Consider the following 15,612-nt stretch of genomic DNA (forward strand, 5'->3'; position numbering starts at 1 on the left):
GAAGAAAGCCTCTCTTTCCTCTTTTATCTCCCTCTCGATCTCTATTTTCTAATTGCGAATTGAGATTACCAATCCATTTCACTGATAATTTTGGGAATGAGTTGTAGAGTTCCGATGCCCAACTCTTCTGGGTTAACCGCGCGGGTTTCAAATAAAGCTAACATATCTTTCAGTTTAGGTTTGCCCCGAGAAGCCCCCGTGACTCCCATTGCTAAAACCAATCCGCAATGACCCTTTGTTTTTTTCAAGCGCTGGGTCCAGTTCTTTTTTGCCCGTAGGTGAGTGGGGTCGTCTCCTTCATATTCTGAAAAAACATAGAGAACTTCTTCTCCCGTTTTGACGACCCCCAAATCGTACTCGGTTTCACTTAACGGATCTTCTCCCGGGGTGAAGGCGATCGCTGCAATTCCGCCTTCATTTTGAATCCGAACAATGGTATCTTTCGCTTTCGGACGAGAGGTTTGAACCAGAATAATCGGCAGTCCTTCTCCTTCTTCGGGGAACTCTTGCATTTGATTGAAGGTTCTGGGGTTAACGCGAATTTGTTGCACCGTTGACCAAGGCAGTACGCCAATGCTGACAAAAGATTTATCGGGAAACAAATCATCGCGAATTTCTGGAAAATCTTCATCATCGTCCTCTTCTACCCCCATACCCAAAAGTTCGTCGGTTAAATCCGGTAACGTTTTTACGCCAATTTCTAACGTTTGAGGAGCAGAATCGATTTCCGGTAAAGCGATCGCATAAGATTTCTGTAAAATGGGGACGATATCTTCCTCTTCGAGGCGATCGCTATATTCCTCAAAAAACTCTCCCAACGCTTTCAGGGCAGAATAAACGACAATCGCTTCTTCTTCATCTAAAAAGGGGCGCAATCCTTCATAGGGGTGTAAACTGCCAAAAACAGGAACGATATCTTCTAGGGGTAAATCGGCTAAATTTTCCTCTTCATCTTCGGGATCGAAATTGACATCTTCATCGGCTTCGTAATTGAGAAACAAACAATCTTGAGATAAAAAGGCGCTTTCTAAGGCTTCCATTGAGTGCTTGGCAATGGCAGAAGCGCGAAATCGCTTGAGAGAATCCAAAGACCGATAGAGCAATACGCCATATTCTTGTCCCAGCATTCCCAATAGCGTGATATATAGCGTCTCGATATCCCCATAATTCACCTCAACGGCAAGAATATCGCAATCTTCCAAATACTCCCACGGCGCAATTTCCCAAATTTCTTCAGCCGCCTCTTGCAGCCCTCGGGCATATTGCGCGGGCAAACGAGGAGGGCGAGCATTTTGAAACTCGGCGAAACTGCGAAATAATTCGTCAACGATGGGTAATTCCGGCACGTAGTCGATGGCAATATCGAGATTTTGTAGGGCACCACGCAAGAAAAATTGGATTTCGCGATCGCGCACGACAATTTTTTTCGGTCTGGCAGGTCGTCCGGGGCTTTGGGGGCTTTCAATGGCACGCAATAGCGTTCTCGCGATCGCCTCAACGCCAATTTCTGGAGAGACAATTTCCATTGCCCTGACCATACCTTCGGAACCATCGACCCAAATAATACAATCTCCTCCCTCATCCTCTGTTCCCGACTCTGGAGTCAGTGCCGTCAGCGATCGCCGATCCCCCTCCCAAACACTAGGATTTTGGGGAATTTTTTTCAATCGACGCAGGGTATTTAGAGGGAGATTGCTCATACTTAACTCGTCACTTTATCGCCAACGCAAATATTAATCTAACCGTTCTAGTGTAACGCGGAACAGTCATCGGTCACCAGTTATCAGTTATCAGTCACCAGCCATCAGTTAATAGTCTCCCGCGAGATAGAGAGAACTCGTTATGATGGATATTGTACAATGCTCTTAAGTACAACATCATCATCGAAATTCCCATCATAAATTTTTAGGAGTTTGTCTATCCATGACTCAAGCCACTCAAACCACTCAACAGGGAATCCAACTCACCTCAACCGCTTTAGACCATTTGTTAGCCCTGAGAAATCAACAAGGAAAGGATCTGTGTTTGCGGGTTGGCGTTCGCAACGGCGGTTGTTCTGGAATGTCTTACATGATGGATTTTGAAGATCCCACCAATATTCGCGAAGATGATGAAGTATACGATTATGATGGCTTTCAAATTATTTGCGATCCGAAAAGTCTGCTCTATCTCTATGGTTTAGTTCTTGACTACAGTACAGCTTTAATTGGTGGCGGTTTTGACTTTACAAACCCTAATGCTAACCAAACTTGCGGCTGTGGCAAATCCTTCGGAGTCTAATCGACTGATTCTTCGTTACTCATTTACTTGTTACTTATTTACTCATTACTTCCTCAATTATGGTTGAACCCGTTACTTCTCTCTATGAAAATGGCTTAGAACGCTATAAAAATGGAGAAAGTCCAGAGTCTCTTATTCCCGTTTTTAAAGAAATTTGCGATCGCGCCAAGAAAAACGCTACGGCATGGTCGAGTTTAGCATGGCTGTATCTCTTGGTGGATAAGCCCCAACAAGCTCTCAAGGCGGCACAAAAAGGCGTGAAATTAGACAAAAATTCTCCCCAAGGTCGCATTAATCTTGCTATTGCTCTCTTAGAGACAGAAACCAAAGGCGTGCGCGAACAGATTGAAGCCGTCCAACGCGTTATGGCCTTTAGTGCAGAAATTCGTCAAGAAATCCAAGAAAATCTTGAGGATGGCTTGAGCCGAAAACCCGACTGGGCTAGCCTAATTCGCGTTCAAAACTGGTTGTTTGAGTGAAATATCCCCAAATGACAACTAACAAAATCACAGCGAACAAAGTCTCTTTAATTGGACTTAAAGCCGATCTGTTCCGACATCCTCTCGACTTGGCGGCAACTAATGCTTTGAAACAACTCCCCGGCATGGATGTAGCTGTCCGCACCCTGTTAGGATCTGTAGCCGAGGAATTATTTTATTTCAATAATATTGCCTCGAGCGTGCGGGTCGGCGATCGCCAATTGCCTCACCTGCACGATCTGCTCTTAGAGGCTTGCAAGATTCTCGATCTCGAACCACCCCAACTTTACCTCCAGCAAAATCCCGTCCCCAATGCTTACACGTTTGCCATGCGAGGGAAAAAGCCGTTTATGGTGCTGCATACTTCACTGGTGGAAATGCTGACTCCAGAGGAAATTCAAGCGGTCATGGCGCACGAATTAGGTCATCTCAAATGCGAACACGGGGTCTATTTAACTCTCGCTAATTTAATCGTTCTCGCCTCGAATATTTTGCCGATTTGGGGATCTTTAATTGCTCAATCTTTACAAGAGCAAATGCTAGAATGGCTGCGCTGTGCCGAATTTAGTTGCGATCGCGCGGCCCTTCTGGCCACTCAAAACCCACGCACGGTCATGTCAGTATTGATGAAATTAGCGGGGGGATCCCCCAGTCTTGCGCCCATGTTGAATTTAGATGCTTTTATCGCTCAAGCTAAAGATTACGACGAAATGAGCGGGACGGAATTGGGAGAAATGCTGAAAACCAGCCAAAATAGTCAATTAACCCACCCTGTCCCTGTCCTCCGCGCCCGAGAGATCGATCGCTGGGCGAGTTCTCCTGCTTATCAAGACTTGCTAAATCGAGGAAAAGTAGGTTATAATAGCAAAACTGACAAAAATCCGGGCAAGTGGCGGAATTGGTAGACGCACTACACTCAAAATGTAGCGGCCTTTGGTCATGAGAGTTCGAGTCTCTCCTTGCCCATAAGTATGTGTATATCTCTATACAGAGGCTCTAGAGCCTCTGTATAGAGATATGCAAAAAATCCGAGAGACAGGCTCATAGGGGCATCAGTCAGGGTTTGACCTGAAGGGGCAACCGTAGGCTTGACCTTGACGGATGAACCGAGCCCGATCTGCTCTCGCTATGGAACGAAAGAGAAGGAATCATTTTCACGAAAGCAGTATCAGTACGAGTTATCCCATTGGGAAGCAATTGAAAGGGATGTTATACAAGGTTTAAATCGAAGCGGGACAGGAGGGATTCGAACCCCCGACACCGTGGTCCGTAGCCACGTGCTCTAGTCCACTGAGCTACAGTCCCCTAAAGCAAAACGCTGCATTTGTGCAACGATTTATGAGTATAACACGATTTTTCTCAATAAAACAAGATGACGGAAAAATTATCTCATCTCGACGAAAAAGGGCAGGTGCAAATGGTGGATGTTACTGCCAAAACCGCCACGCAACGGGAAGCGATCGCAGTGGGACGGGTGCGAATGTTGCGATCGACCCTCGAAACCATTGAAGCGGGAAATGCTCCCAAGGGCGACGTTATTGCCACGGCAAAAATTGCGGGAATCATGGCGGCCAAACAAACAGCCCAACTCATCCCCCTCTGTCATCCCCTCCCTTTGAGTAAAATTGCCGTGGAGATTGCCCCCGATCGCGAATTGCCGGGGTATCAAATTCAAGCAACGGTGAAAACCAAAGCCGAAACCGGAGTCGAAATGGAAGCACTCACCGCCGTTTCCGTGGCCGCCTTGACCCTGTACGATATGGCCAAAGCCCTAGAGAAAGCGATCGCGATCGAAGCGATTTATCTCGTGCGAAAAACTGGAGGCAAGTCCGGAGATTACCAGCGAGAAACGGGAAAGAGTGCGGAGAATATGGCAATATGAAAGAATTACCTGAGAAAATATTCGTTTCCTCTGGGTATCCCCAACCATCTTAAAAGGAGAAAAGCATGCCCCCTCGTTGGCCGCGCAAACCCGATCGCAATGACCCCGAATATCGTCGCTTGGACGATCGCATGAATTTTGCGATTCACGTGGGAATCTATCTGGCGATCAATTCCGGGTTGTGGTTTGTTTCGGGTATTAAAAATGCCGATTGGCCTTGGGAAACCGGGTTCACATTGAGTTGGCTGGGCGTACTTTTGCTACATTTAATTTATATTCTAGCGATCGCAGATTACTCTATAAAATCCGATAGCTAAGAGCGATCGGAACTCATTTCAATCATGGCAAACTCTCAAACAACCGAAGCAATTGAAATGCTCGCGGCGGAAATTGGCAAAAACGTCTATATTGATATTGCCAAATGGCATTTATATCTCGCCGATGCCAAGCTGCATCTCGTAGTGGCACAAGGGGTGTATCCACTGCTCGAAGAGAACCGACTCGATGAAGATAGCGTCATCCAAATTTTGCAAGGCATTCCTGTTAAAATTGGCGGTGGCAAGCGCGAAATTCCACTTCTCGATTTACTTCCCCTCGCCTGCCAAGTCGATTTAATGGACTTGCTCGAAGAATATCAGCGCAATTTCTAAGGCATTCACAAGCGCCGACAATATATCAGACAAGGGGGAAGCATGAGCCGCACTCTATCCAGATTATCGCCAGAAGAATTGCTACAGCAACCACAAGAGGCTGTATTGCGCGAAATTGAGCGTCTCCGAAAAGTAGAGATTGCTTTTGATGCTCAAGATGATATGTTGCGCTCTCTGGTGGTCATCGGGCAAACGGCAACCGGGCGCTTGATGCTGCGATCGATGTTACAAACGACGATTAAGGTTTCAGTGCAACTCACTGATGCTCACGAAAGCAGTCTCTTTTTGCTCAACACAAAAGGTGCAGTAACAGAAAGTATTCTCGCTCGTGGGGCAACAATAAAAGAACAGAAAGAACATCTCATTGGTAAGGTTCTCGATAGCGGTTTGGCGGGCTGGGTTGTCGAGCGCCGTCAAGTCGGTTTAATTCAGGATACTCGTAAGGATGAACGCTGGCTAACGCTACCGGGACAACCCTACACTGTCGGTTCTGCTCTCTGCGTTCCCATTCTCAGAGGAAAAGTTCTCCTCGGTATTCTCACCCTTACTCATCCCGATCCTTATCACTTTAACGAAGAATTGTCGGATTTGATGCAGATGTGCGCTCGGCAAATGGCGCTAGCCCTAGATAATGCTCGTCTTTATGTGAAAGAACACGGTAAGAAGGAAGAGAAGGTCACAGAAACTAAAGCAGACAAGAATGAAAGCGATCGCGATCTGGCTCATTTAGGGTTATATATTGTGGCGGAAAATGGCAGATTTCTCTACGCCAATCAGAGAGTTGCCGAAATTTTTGGCTTTGAGTTTGGGGAATTGGTCACATTAAAGTCAATTCTCAAGTTAGTGGCGACGACCCACTATCATCAAGTCGCCGAGTTACTTTCCCAGTGTTTTCAAGGCTACAACCCTATTCTTTCTTGTCAGTTTAAAGGGCAGCGTAAAGATCGCCGCCAAGTCGATATTGAGATTTACGGGACGCGCACGAAATTTTATGGAAAATACGTTCTCATCGGCACATTGCGATTAGTTTAAAAGTAAGAATGCAAACCTTAAATTACCAAAATTTGTCCTCGTATTTGACTTGATAAATATTCTCTTAGGACAATAAAAGATATTGCGACAAAGTACGGAAGTTTTTTGGCGATCGCGTAATGATTTCCCTTGCTCTTTCTGATACATTAGGAATAAGAAAAGAAGCGATCGCGGTAATTTAATGATGATGTTGATAGGCACCAATTTCAGGAGAAAAAGGGGCGATTTCTGCCTCAATCTCCAAACCGGGATCTAACTGCTCCAACATCGATCGCAAAACTGGATCGGGAGCAAGACGCAAATACGTTTCGCGAACTTCTAAAGCAACATGACGATTGCCCAAATGATAAGCTGCTTTAAGCAAGACTAAAACAGTTTTCGCCTTCACTGTCAAAACAGGTTCGGGTTTGGCAGCAATACAAACAATTTCCCCGGTTTCTGCTTGTAGAAAGTCGCCATCACGCATAACCGTCCCCCTCTGCAAACGCAAGATAAAAACCTGACCATCGGAAGTTTCAAAACGATGGCGACTGCGAGTTCTTTCTTCAGCATTGAGAAGCAGACGCAAACAATCTGAGGATGCGATCGCATTCCGAGGAAGACGCTGAGTTAAAGTTAACATTGAAATTGGTTGAGAGCGTTACTTATTGTAACTCTCTCATGGCACTTTGAATGCGTCTTTCGAGATCGGCATCGCCGCCTTGAATTTGAGCGGTGATTTCATTAAAACGCTCGATGGAGAGTCCGCTCTCTTGTACGATTTGACGAGATTCATTGCAGTAATTTACAGCAACTTGTCTGGCATTACCGGGAAGGCCGCTAAAAGAAGCCCCAGCATTACAAACGATATTTGGAGGAGCATTAGGCGTGACAATTTTTTTAATGTCGTTGTATGCCGACTGGCGAATGGGTTCCATATCTAAAACGGCTCTCGCATAATTCTCAATTTCATCATTGGTCACATTTTGAGCGCGAACAACAGTATTAAACCAATGAGGAGCGGGACGAGTCAAGTCTGGCACGACTCCCCAACCGATCCCCGCGATCGCCAAACCCGCGATCGCGAGAGAGCGCACCATCGGTCTGCCGACAATTCGAGACAATTTTGCAATCGTTAACATAAGCGCAGAAAACCAAACAGGTAATGAATAGAATGGAAACCTTCTTTCCTTTAAGAATTATTTTACGCAGGATAAGTTCCTTGGGGTCAAAAAGCAGCGATCGATTGGCCAATATTTCTCTCAAAGTCCCTTTAACTGCTCGTAGCGGCTGAAGAATTGGCGAGAAACACCGCGAGTTACGAGCAAAACTGCAACTAATTCCGCAAAAGCAACCATAAACATGATGAGAATTTGGTAGAGTGCGGCATCAATGGGGTCAATTCCGCTTAAAATTTGTCCGGTCATGGCACCGGGTAATGTAACCAGTCCCACCACCATCATGCGGTTGATCAAGGGAATGAGACCTGCTCGAATGGCCGCTTTTCGGTAAGATACCACTGCTTGTTGAGAAGTTGCTCCCAAGCTGAGATGGGTTTCAATTTCGAGGGTGCTGCGCTCGATCGCACTTGCCAAACGCTCTCCCGAAATGGCAGCAGCATTCATGGCATTGCCGAGAATCATTCCCCCCAAAGGAATGAGATATTGAGGACTATACCAAACTGGCGGTTGCACGATCGCGACAATAATATAACTCAAGGTGAGAAACAGGCTGGCTAACAAAGATCCCCAAATGATGGGTAAAAGAGGTTTCTGTTTGGGCGCAATGCGGTTGTGAGTAACGATCGCTGCCACCGAGAGCATGAAAATGAGAGCGATCGCGACGGACCAAGGGGTATTAAGGGCAAAAATAAAGGCGAGAAGATAACCCGCTACAAGAAGCTGCATGACGGTGCGGACGGTCGCGATCGCCATTTGTCCGGCCAGTCCCAACTGTTGCCATGCGGCCAAAGCGATCGCGATCGCCATCAAGGCCAAACCTAAAGCTAAATCAAAGGGATCGAGAGAAACTAAACTACTCATGCTATGAATATGGGCATTGTTAATCTTGGGTTTATTGTCATGGATTTTGCAACATTTATTGGTTTAACAGCCGGATCGTTAACAACAGTCGCTTTTGTTCCTCAAGTGGTGAAAACTTGGAGGTCAAAATCAACCAAAGATATTTCTCAAGGAATGTTTATTTCCTTTTGCACGGGAGTCTTTTTATGGGTAACCTATGGATTCTTAGTTCAAGACATACCGGTTATTTTGACCAATATTGTAACAGGATTGCTGGCTTCGACAATTTTATGGTTTAAACTCAGGTATCGATAAATTATTATGTCTTAAAAAAAGATAGAAATTGAGTCAAGAGCCTCTCGTTAAATGAATGACAGGGTTGAAAATTTGAGATGGACTCCTCGGAAATTAAAATTTATCAGAATTATCGTAACTCATTATTTTTGTTTGAATAAATGTTCCTGCAACAATTTTACGACTTTAGGTCAGCGATCGCATTGCTAAATTTTACAAAAAGTGTCATATTTGCTGGAACTTTCAATTGCATTTTATACTAAAAATATAGGGCTACTTTTTGAGCGATGAGCATTATCGAAGACCAATCTCGCGTTATTGCTTTTCTCTCCGAGGCGAAGAACTACCCCGAAGCAACAACACAAGTTCAACAAATTGAAACCCACGGCGCGATCGTGTTTTTGACCGATACCCAAGCCTATAAATTGAAAAAATCGGTCTATTTTCCCTACATGGATTATTCTACCCTGACCCAGCGTAAATTCATGTGCGATCGCGAAATCTTTTTGAATCGACGAACTGCGCCTGAAATTTATTTACGCACTCTTCCGATTACCCGAGAAACCGATAATCGTCTTGCTTTTGATGGAGAAGGAGAAGCGATCGAATGGTTAATTGAAATGAATCGTTTCGAACCGTCTGATGTTCTCGATCGCGTCGCAGATCGAGGAGAATTAACCTTAGAAATGATTGAGAGTATTGCTGCTAATTTAGTTGAGTTTCATCAAAAAGCAGAAGTTTGCGATCGCGTTCCGGGAGCAGAGCGTATTCTGCAAATTATTGTGGGCAATGACGAGCAGTTTGCTAACTTTGCTCATATTTTACCGCGCGATCGTACCCGAGAATTAACTTCGCTTTCTCTCGGTTTTGCCAAAAAATATCGCAGCTTACTCCATCGCCGTCAAAAAGAAGGGTATATCAAACATTGTCATGGGGATTTACACTTACACAATATTTGTTTATATAAAGGAAAACCTCTCTTTTTTGATGCGATTGAATTTAACGAATCTTTCTCAATGATTGACGTACTTTACGATTTAGCATTTTTGTTAATGGATTTGGATTTTCGCAATTTCTCGACTTATGCCAATCGGATTTTTAATTACTATAGTTGGCACGAAAATGACTTTGCAGGAGTCGCTTTATTGCCTTTGTTTTTAGCAACTCGCGCCGCCGTTCGCGCTCATGTGAGTGTTGCGATCGCAGAAAGTTTACACGATCGCGCAAAACGGCCGAAATTCTTACAGGATGCTGAAGATTATCTCGCCAAAGCACTTGCCTATCTTGCTCCGAGAAAACCTAAATGTATTGTTATTGGTGGCTTATCAGGGACGGGTAAATCAACCCTCGCCCAAGCGATCGCGCCACAACTCGATCGCTGTCCCGGTGCTCTAATTCTCAGAAGTGATGTTATGCGAAAACTTCACTTTGGTATTCCCTTGAGCGATAGCTTACCCAGTCATTGTTATGGAAAGGAAGTCAGTAAGATTATCTATCAGAAGTTGTTTGCGATCGCGCAAACAGCATTACAAGCAGGAATTAGCGTCATTGTTGATTGTGTTTTTGCCGATCGCCACCTTCGTCAAGACATTGAAACTGTTGCTAAAATCGGCGATATTCCCTTCTATGGAATTTGGTTGCATGTTCCTTCAGAGGTTGCTTATCAGCGTATTAAAGATCGAAAAAATGATGTTTCTGATGCCACAGTTGCCATTCGTCAAAAACAAGAATCTTTGGATATTGGCGAGATTCAATGGAAAGTCTTTGAGACAACATTAGATAAAATGGTACTATTAAGACAGATTCAATCTTATCTATCTTACTGAAATATTGAGTTTGTATCCTAATCGTTAATAGCTCTTGTCTATGTCAATCAGACGAACTACATTATTGTTATCTTGCTCAATAATTGTTTTTAGATTTGCAAGTTTATTTAATTTTTCTGAGGTTTCTTGAATTAGATTATTTAATTCTTCAATTGTTTCTTTGTTGAAATCTTGAGAATTTTCAGCTTCCATCACGAAAAACAACAAGTTATTTAAAAAGTTACCAACAATATCTTGTACCGTTCGCATTGTAATCTGAAAAATATTTATTCTTTCTCTCTGTTTTGCTAAAGCTATTTTCTTTTCATTTGATATTCTCAAAAGATCCCAAATAAAACCACCACAAATCATCGAAAATGGCAATATCAATTTATCAAATTTTAATATTTTCAGTTGATATAAAAGTTCTAAGATTCTTGATAGAATTTCGCGATCGGAGTTGAAAGTGAGAACACAAAAAAATACAGCAAAAACCAGCATAGTTAATGTACAAGAATAAGATTTCATTTTCTTTTTGTGAGATCAACTGTTAAAAACAACAGAGATAATTGACTTTGTTGCTCTACTGATTAATGAACTTTAAAGAAAAAATGTGACAGGTTTCAGCTAAAATATTATATTAATATAATCATTAATGACTTTTCTTCATATCGATTCTCTGCAATTTATTATTGCCATCGTTTGCAATAATTGTTTTAAAATCCGCAAGTTTATTTAATTGTTCTGAAGTCTCATAAATTAAACTTGTTAATTCCTCAATTGTTTCTTCATCGAGAGCTTGAGAATTTTCAACCTCCATCACAAATAGTAATAAATTATTTAAAAAGTTTCCAACAATATCTTGAACTGTTCGCATCGTAGCTTGAAAAACATCTATTCTTTCTTTCTGTTTTTCCAGATACACTTGCTTTTTATTCGCTCTGATTATCGCATCACAAAAAATTCCGGCAAGAACCACTAAAATTGGTAAAATAAACTCATCAATTTCAAATACTTCAAGTTCGTGCAACAGTTCTAAAATTTTTTCAAACAGATCGAGTTCTAGAGAAACAGTAATAATATAAAGACAAGTTGCAAACATCAGAGTTACTAATGTATATCGATATGATTTCATTTTCTTTGAGGAAATTAGATAAGGTACTATGCTGACATAAAAATAAATATTTTATTTAGATTTTCAATAACTCTTAACTTTACTTAGAGAAACTACATGAATATAATGTGCTTAAATTTATCCACTCAATTTTAGCTAATTTTGAGTAAATAGATGGTTTGTTGACTCACTCCATATAATCCATCTCGACCCGGAAATAGACGAGTATTTGTATCAACAAAAGGTTCTGTATCGGGAAATTCTTTGGCGACAAATAAGCGATCGCTATGTGCTTCCACTCTCACGATCCCTGCATCTGTCCCGCAGAGAAGAAAATGATTCACTGCACATTTTCCTCGAAAAGTATTACACCAAGATTCATTTCCTTGATGTAATGCTTTTATTTCTCCATTAGCGGAAATTAAAGCACAGCGATGAATAGTTGTTCCTCTTTCCTGCATCGACCAAAAGAACCAACAAAAGCGATCGCTAAATGTACAATCAGCGTCTACCAATTGTCCCGATCCGAGAGGAATTTGCAAGCGATCGTTTAGACCTTTTCTTCGTGCATCAAAAACAAAACTAACAGTTAGATTTCCTGCACGATAAAACCCAAACCCAAACTGCGAACCCATCCAAAAGCGAGTTTGATGGTTTAAAACATCACCAATATACTCCGATCCTAACTGTCCGTCTCGTAATAATTGGCCGTTATGCAACCAATATCGCGCGATCGCATTAGTATCAAATTGTACCTGCATTCCGCAATTATCCGCAGCTAAACGGTCTGGAGGAGCATTCGGACTGAGAGTAATGACTTGTCCTTCTTTTCCAACTAATGTTGCTTTTCCTTGCAAGCGAAAGCGAGTATAAGGATCTAGCTTTCCCGTAAAAACGATCGCATCATCTTCCCGTTTAAATTCGTTGCCATTCCAGTACAACCATTGTAAACCTGATTCAGAATAATTTGCACTCAGAATTATTCCTTCGGTTTTAAAAATGAGTTCTGCGGTGACAGTTCCTCGCACGGTTTTTGTTCCGATGGGAGAAACTGAGGGTATAATTTGTATATTCGTGCAAAGCGGACAGCTAGATCTCGCATGTTCTACTCCACAACTGGAGCATTTTTGCCAACCTTGACGATCGAGAAGCGATCGCGGAAATTCTCCTCGTTTATCTTCCTCAAAAACTTGATAAAAATGATGTAAGAGATCGTCAGAAAGGACTTGATAAGGAATTGCAGGTTTGGGATATTTAACTTCTGAATTAAAAATAGTAACTCTGTTGAGAGATCTCGCTGCTTGAGGAATTCGTTTGCGGGAATTTTTGGGTTTATAAATTCCCCCATAAGGAGAGACAAATAATAAGCATTGCATGAGCATCACCGCAAAACTATACCAGTCTGAATCTTGGTTGTGATAAGATTGCATAATCGGACTGGATGCAGTGCGATCGCAAAGTAAAGGATCGACAAACTTTGCCGTAAAGACACGACAATAAAACCCATTAAACTGAAAAGAATCAGCATCAATAAAATATGCCTCTGTTCCTTTTACTAAAACATTCAGATCGTTAAAATCACCAATAACAACTCCTGCAAGATGAATTTTAGCAATAGTTTCATATAAATTCTGAAAGATTTTTAATACAGTTTGATTATCAATTATTCCACTACGAAACGATCGTTCTCCATAACGCAATAATACTTCAGCGTTACTAATTAAAGGCATTGTATACCCTTTAATAATACTACCTTGTTTATCCATTGCAAGCTCTTCTGGAGTCACAACATGATGCGGTAAATTAGTTGGAAATTGACGCAACTTTTGTTGATGTTCGACTAATCTTTCTTTTGCCGATTTCTGTTCTTGAGATAGTCCTTGGTAATCGGGATGATCGGGAGATTTAAAAATTTTAACAGCACGATCTTGTCCGAGTTTGTAAACATCGGCTTCTCCTCCTTTCCCGATCGCTTGACTGGGTTTGAGGCGAATGCGTTTGCCTTTGAGATAAATATCCATTTTTCTGAGTGAGTTGTCAGTGATAAATAATTAGTATTTTGTCTTCTCTCCGTCTCCCTACTCCTTCTTTTTTACTTTACGAATCGCAATTAAGGTGGTATCATCAGGTAATAATCCTACTTCTTTTCGTTGTCCGGTTTTGTGAACTTCGCGATTCATTAAAAAGAGTTTTCGGCGAACTTTATCGGGATTTTCAAAGTAACTGTCATTTTGCCAAAACTGTGAAATATGACCGACTTTTTCTGATTTTCCCGGAATCATGCGACCGCAGACATCAATGAGATCGCCAACTCCATCCGTACCAATTAATAAATGATTTAATTCCGCCGTTGCCGAAAATTCATGAATGTGAAATTGAAATTCTTGAGGGCATTCTCGCGCTTCCCAGAGATATTTTAAACCATAAGCAATATAGGGCGGTGCGTTACCGGCAAACTCCAATTTTGTCAAGCAATTGTTAGATAAAATTACACCATCGCCAATGGTAAAAATCCAAGTATTTTCCGGCGTTATCAATGCCCCAATCGTGGTAAATAGAAAATAATCATTAAGAGTTTGCTGCCAATTCCCTCCCATTGCTTTAATAAAAACCTGCAATTGAGTGAGGATATCTTGATGAATAGACTGCCAAAATTTAGGATCGCTAATCTCTGCGATCTCCTTCAAGTCTAAGCACTTAGAGATAGTTTCGATCGCTAATCTCGCCCCGATTTTAGCACCCACCTCGCTGTGACGACCGCTACCGCAACCATCACACACCACTGCTAGAGTAAAACGATCGCAACTCAGTACGGATAACGCATCTTGATTATTGCGACCGAGACGAATATGTTCTCGTCCCGCGATCGAACCCATTGCAAGTTCGTATTGACCTTTCATAGCTTTGTGTAATCGACACATTAAGCATAGTGTCAAACAAACACAATGTCAAGAAAATGATAATGCAGACAATTAAAATTCTGTCCTATTCAAACCCTCTTCAGGCCTTGATTGACTATTATCAGAAGGCATATCGACCCCCAAATTATGGAGAAAAGGCAACGACTAAAGACTCTGTTTGCGTCAGAAAACCAACAGGCGTATTGTGTTGGACAGAGTGCAGAACGTGTTCAAAACCCCGCGATCGACTAACTGTGTGAGGAATAGATTTATGACTTCTCAAACTACGGATTTTTTGCCGTTGCCAGCTTCGGAGCGCGATCGCATACAATGTCTCCTATCTTCCGTTTTTGCGCCTCATAAGGCACCAGCTTGTCTGCTGAGCGATCGCAAAAGTAATGCTCCGATTTACTGGAATGCTCAACAATTTAATCTCGATCGCGTTAAACTATTTCAAATTGCAAGTCACCCTCAAAAACGGACAATTCTACAAATTGCAACGCGAGATATTCTCGAACGCGCTTACGAAATGGAAACATGGGGGATACGCTATACCGAAAAAGCGATCGCCTTCGCAACAACAGTACAAGAAAGAACCCTGTACTCTATTTTCAAAGCTGAAAATACCTACCATCTCGCACAAATTGCAGGTTTTCTCGATCGCAAAGAACTCGGTGAATTCAAGCCATTATTTTTTCCTTGTCTGACGGATTTTATGGAAACCAACAATCCTCAGATTCTCCGATTTGTCATGCAGGGTATTTTAGAAGGATGGGAACTGAATAGTTATCGTCAATTCCTTAAAGATTGTCGGGAAGAAATGATTATTCAGGCTCTCAAAGAAATGCTGAAAAATAAATCTCGACATCATGTCATGGGGGTTACGCTGTTTAAACAATCGCCTTTGTCAGATAGCGATCGCCAAATCTTAATTAAAATTCTCGCAGAATTCATCCCAGCAATCCAAAAACTCCCCTATCATCTCATCGATGCGATCGAGGTAGTTTTAGGGCATTTATCGATAGCACAGAAACGACAAGCGATCGCAGAATTAGAAATTGATAAATATAATGCAATGCAGTTAAAACGGTTGCATTTTTTAATCGGTAAAGAGCGATCGGGACAAATTTTATCAGAACTCGAACGGCGAGGAGCTTTCCTACTTCATCCTTAATT

The 15,612-nt window shown here is 42.2% G+C and carries 18 protein-coding genes and 2 tRNA genes; 11 read left to right on the forward strand and 9 right to left on the reverse strand.

Annotated elements, in window-relative coordinates:
* Positions 1 to 65: 65 nt before the first annotated feature.
* Complete coding sequence (locus tag AC6RV6_RS17335) at positions 66 to 1,700, reverse strand: DUF6930 domain-containing protein (RefSeq protein ID WP_500242136.1); 1,635 nt, start codon at positions 1,698 to 1,700, stop codon at positions 66 to 68.
* A 223-nt stretch (positions 1,701 to 1,923) separates the two neighbouring features.
* Here AC6RV6_RS17335 and AC6RV6_RS17340 point away from each other — a divergent pair, with 223 nt between their 5' ends.
* From AC6RV6_RS17340 to AC6RV6_RS17355, 4 genes are all read left to right on the forward strand, one after another.
* The gene (locus AC6RV6_RS17340) at positions 1,924 to 2,280 is read left to right on the forward strand and encodes an iron-sulfur cluster assembly accessory protein (RefSeq protein WP_500242137.1); all 357 of its coding nucleotides are present in this window, start codon (positions 1,924 to 1,926) and stop codon (positions 2,278 to 2,280) included.
* Between the two features lie 59 nt (positions 2,281 to 2,339).
* Positions 2,340 to 2,759: a tetratricopeptide repeat protein gene (locus AC6RV6_RS17345; RefSeq protein WP_500242138.1), complete on the forward strand. Its 420-nt coding sequence runs from the start codon at positions 2,340 to 2,342 to the stop codon at positions 2,757 to 2,759.
* An 11-nt stretch (positions 2,760 to 2,770) separates the two neighbouring features.
* On the forward strand, positions 2,771 to 3,664 hold the full coding sequence (locus AC6RV6_RS17350; protein WP_500242139.1) for a M48 family metallopeptidase: 894 nt from the start codon (positions 2,771 to 2,773) through the stop codon (positions 3,662 to 3,664).
* Positions 3,643 to 3,725 (forward strand) — tRNA-Leu (locus AC6RV6_RS17355). The genes AC6RV6_RS17350 and AC6RV6_RS17355 overlap by 22 nt, the downstream gene beginning before the upstream one ends.
* Before the next feature lie 265 nt (positions 3,726 to 3,990).
* Here the strand turns inward: AC6RV6_RS17355 and AC6RV6_RS17360 are convergent.
* Positions 3,991 to 4,064, reverse strand: a tRNA-Arg gene (locus AC6RV6_RS17360).
* 67 nt (positions 4,065 to 4,131) lie between these two features.
* Between AC6RV6_RS17360 and moaC the strand changes: the two genes are divergently transcribed.
* The 4 genes from moaC (at position 4,132) to AC6RV6_RS17380 (ending at position 6,323) form a co-directional block, all read left to right on the forward strand.
* Positions 4,132 to 4,641, forward strand: coding sequence for a cyclic pyranopterin monophosphate synthase MoaC (moaC, locus tag AC6RV6_RS17365; protein WP_500242140.1), 510 nt, complete (start codon positions 4,132 to 4,134; stop codon positions 4,639 to 4,641).
* A 65-nt stretch (positions 4,642 to 4,706) separates the two neighbouring features.
* A complete protein-coding gene (locus AC6RV6_RS17370) occupies positions 4,707 to 4,958 on the forward strand; it encodes a 2TM domain-containing protein (protein ID WP_500242141.1) in 252 nt (83 codons plus the stop codon).
* A gap of 24 nt (positions 4,959 to 4,982) precedes the next feature.
* The gene (locus AC6RV6_RS17375) at positions 4,983 to 5,291 is read left to right on the forward strand and encodes a DUF3181 family protein (protein ID WP_500242142.1); all 309 of its coding nucleotides are present in this window, start codon (positions 4,983 to 4,985) and stop codon (positions 5,289 to 5,291) included.
* Between the two features lie 42 nt (positions 5,292 to 5,333).
* Positions 5,334 to 6,323, forward strand: coding sequence for a GAF domain-containing protein (locus AC6RV6_RS17380; RefSeq protein WP_500242143.1), 990 nt, complete (start codon positions 5,334 to 5,336; stop codon positions 6,321 to 6,323).
* A gap of 178 nt (positions 6,324 to 6,501) precedes the next feature.
* Here AC6RV6_RS17380 and ureE read toward each other — a convergent pair whose 3' ends face one another.
* The 3 genes from ureE to AC6RV6_RS17395 form a co-directional block, all read right to left on the reverse strand.
* Positions 6,502 to 6,945 (reverse strand): urease accessory protein UreE, encoded by a 444-nt coding sequence (gene ureE, locus AC6RV6_RS17385; RefSeq protein ID WP_500242144.1) that lies wholly within the window; start codon positions 6,943 to 6,945, stop codon positions 6,502 to 6,504.
* A 22-nt stretch (positions 6,946 to 6,967) separates the two neighbouring features.
* Positions 6,968 to 7,444, reverse strand: coding sequence for a DUF4168 domain-containing protein (locus tag AC6RV6_RS17390; protein WP_500242145.1), 477 nt, complete (start codon positions 7,442 to 7,444; stop codon positions 6,968 to 6,970).
* Positions 7,445 to 7,564: 120 nt separating this feature from the next.
* Complete coding sequence (locus AC6RV6_RS17395; protein WP_500242146.1) at positions 7,565 to 8,344, reverse strand: ABC transporter permease; 780 nt, start codon at positions 8,342 to 8,344, stop codon at positions 7,565 to 7,567.
* A gap of 3 nt (positions 8,345 to 8,347) precedes the next feature.
* On the opposite strand from AC6RV6_RS17395, the gene AC6RV6_RS17400 reads away from it, so the two are divergent.
* Together AC6RV6_RS17400 and AC6RV6_RS17405 are read left to right on the forward strand one after the other, a co-directional pair.
* Positions 8,348 to 8,638: a SemiSWEET transporter gene (locus AC6RV6_RS17400; protein ID WP_500242147.1), complete on the forward strand. Its 291-nt coding sequence runs from the start codon at positions 8,348 to 8,350 to the stop codon at positions 8,636 to 8,638.
* Positions 8,639 to 8,904: 266 nt separating this feature from the next.
* Positions 8,905 to 10,443, forward strand: coding sequence for a bifunctional aminoglycoside phosphotransferase/ATP-binding protein (locus AC6RV6_RS17405; RefSeq protein ID WP_500242148.1), 1,539 nt, complete (start codon positions 8,905 to 8,907; stop codon positions 10,441 to 10,443).
* A 24-nt stretch (positions 10,444 to 10,467) separates the two neighbouring features.
* Here the strand turns inward: AC6RV6_RS17405 and AC6RV6_RS17410 are convergent, their stop codons facing one another.
* The 4 genes from AC6RV6_RS17410 to AC6RV6_RS17425 form a co-directional block, all read right to left on the reverse strand.
* The gene (locus tag AC6RV6_RS17410) at positions 10,468 to 10,950 is read right to left on the reverse strand and encodes a hypothetical protein (protein WP_500242149.1); all 483 of its coding nucleotides are present in this window, start codon (positions 10,948 to 10,950) and stop codon (positions 10,468 to 10,470) included.
* A 124-nt stretch (positions 10,951 to 11,074) separates the two neighbouring features.
* On the reverse strand, positions 11,075 to 11,524 hold the full coding sequence (locus AC6RV6_RS17415) for a hypothetical protein (RefSeq protein WP_500242150.1): 450 nt from the start codon (positions 11,522 to 11,524) through the stop codon (positions 11,075 to 11,077).
* Positions 11,525 to 11,688: 164 nt separating this feature from the next.
* Positions 11,689 to 13,557, reverse strand: coding sequence for a hypothetical protein (locus tag AC6RV6_RS17420; RefSeq protein ID WP_500242151.1), 1,869 nt, complete (start codon positions 13,555 to 13,557; stop codon positions 11,689 to 11,691).
* Between the two features lie 57 nt (positions 13,558 to 13,614).
* Positions 13,615 to 14,436 (reverse strand): protein phosphatase 2C domain-containing protein, encoded by an 822-nt coding sequence (locus AC6RV6_RS17425; RefSeq protein ID WP_500242152.1) that lies wholly within the window; start codon positions 14,434 to 14,436, stop codon positions 13,615 to 13,617.
* A 271-nt stretch (positions 14,437 to 14,707) separates the two neighbouring features.
* Between AC6RV6_RS17425 and AC6RV6_RS17430 the strand changes: the two genes are divergently transcribed.
* Positions 14,708 to 15,610, forward strand: coding sequence for a hypothetical protein (locus AC6RV6_RS17430; protein ID WP_500242153.1), 903 nt, complete (start codon positions 14,708 to 14,710; stop codon positions 15,608 to 15,610).
* Positions 15,611 to 15,612: the final 2 nt, after the last annotated feature.

The sequence above is a fragment of the Spirulina sp. LEGE 11439 genome, assembly GCF_059821285.1.

Coding starts and splice junctions, on each gene's coding strand:
- AC6RV6_RS17335 (WP_500242136.1), bottom strand. CDS start 1,700: ATGAGCAATCTCCCTCTAAATACCCTGCGTCGATTGAAAAAAATTCCC.
- AC6RV6_RS17340 (WP_500242137.1), top strand. CDS start 1,924: ATGACTCAAGCCACTCAAACCACTCAACAGGGAATCCAACTCACCTCA.
- AC6RV6_RS17345 (WP_500242138.1), top strand. CDS start 2,340: ATGGTTGAACCCGTTACTTCTCTCTATGAAAATGGCTTAGAACGCTAT.
- AC6RV6_RS17350 (WP_500242139.1), top strand. CDS start 2,771: ATGACAACTAACAAAATCACAGCGAACAAAGTCTCTTTAATTGGACTT.
- moaC (WP_500242140.1), top strand. CDS start 4,132: ATGACGGAAAAATTATCTCATCTCGACGAAAAAGGGCAGGTGCAAATG.
- AC6RV6_RS17370 (WP_500242141.1), top strand. CDS start 4,707: ATGCCCCCTCGTTGGCCGCGCAAACCCGATCGCAATGACCCCGAATAT.
- AC6RV6_RS17375 (WP_500242142.1), top strand. CDS start 4,983: ATGGCAAACTCTCAAACAACCGAAGCAATTGAAATGCTCGCGGCGGAA.
- AC6RV6_RS17380 (WP_500242143.1), top strand. CDS start 5,334: ATGAGCCGCACTCTATCCAGATTATCGCCAGAAGAATTGCTACAGCAA.
- ureE (WP_500242144.1), bottom strand. CDS start 6,945: ATGTTAACTTTAACTCAGCGTCTTCCTCGGAATGCGATCGCATCCTCA.
- AC6RV6_RS17390 (WP_500242145.1), bottom strand. CDS start 7,444: ATGTTAACGATTGCAAAATTGTCTCGAATTGTCGGCAGACCGATGGTG.
- AC6RV6_RS17395 (WP_500242146.1), bottom strand. CDS start 8,344: ATGAGTAGTTTAGTTTCTCTCGATCCCTTTGATTTAGCTTTAGGTTTG.
- AC6RV6_RS17400 (WP_500242147.1), top strand. CDS start 8,348: ATGAATATGGGCATTGTTAATCTTGGGTTTATTGTCATGGATTTTGCA.
- AC6RV6_RS17405 (WP_500242148.1), top strand. CDS start 8,905: ATGAGCATTATCGAAGACCAATCTCGCGTTATTGCTTTTCTCTCCGAG.
- AC6RV6_RS17410 (WP_500242149.1), bottom strand. CDS start 10,950: ATGAAATCTTATTCTTGTACATTAACTATGCTGGTTTTTGCTGTATTT.
- AC6RV6_RS17415 (WP_500242150.1), bottom strand. CDS start 11,524: ATGTTTGCAACTTGTCTTTATATTATTACTGTTTCTCTAGAACTCGAT.
- AC6RV6_RS17420 (WP_500242151.1), bottom strand. CDS start 13,557: ATGGATATTTATCTCAAAGGCAAACGCATTCGCCTCAAACCCAGTCAA.
- AC6RV6_RS17425 (WP_500242152.1), bottom strand. CDS start 14,436: ATGAAAGGTCAATACGAACTTGCAATGGGTTCGATCGCGGGACGAGAA.
- AC6RV6_RS17430 (WP_500242153.1), top strand. CDS start 14,708: ATGACTTCTCAAACTACGGATTTTTTGCCGTTGCCAGCTTCGGAGCGC.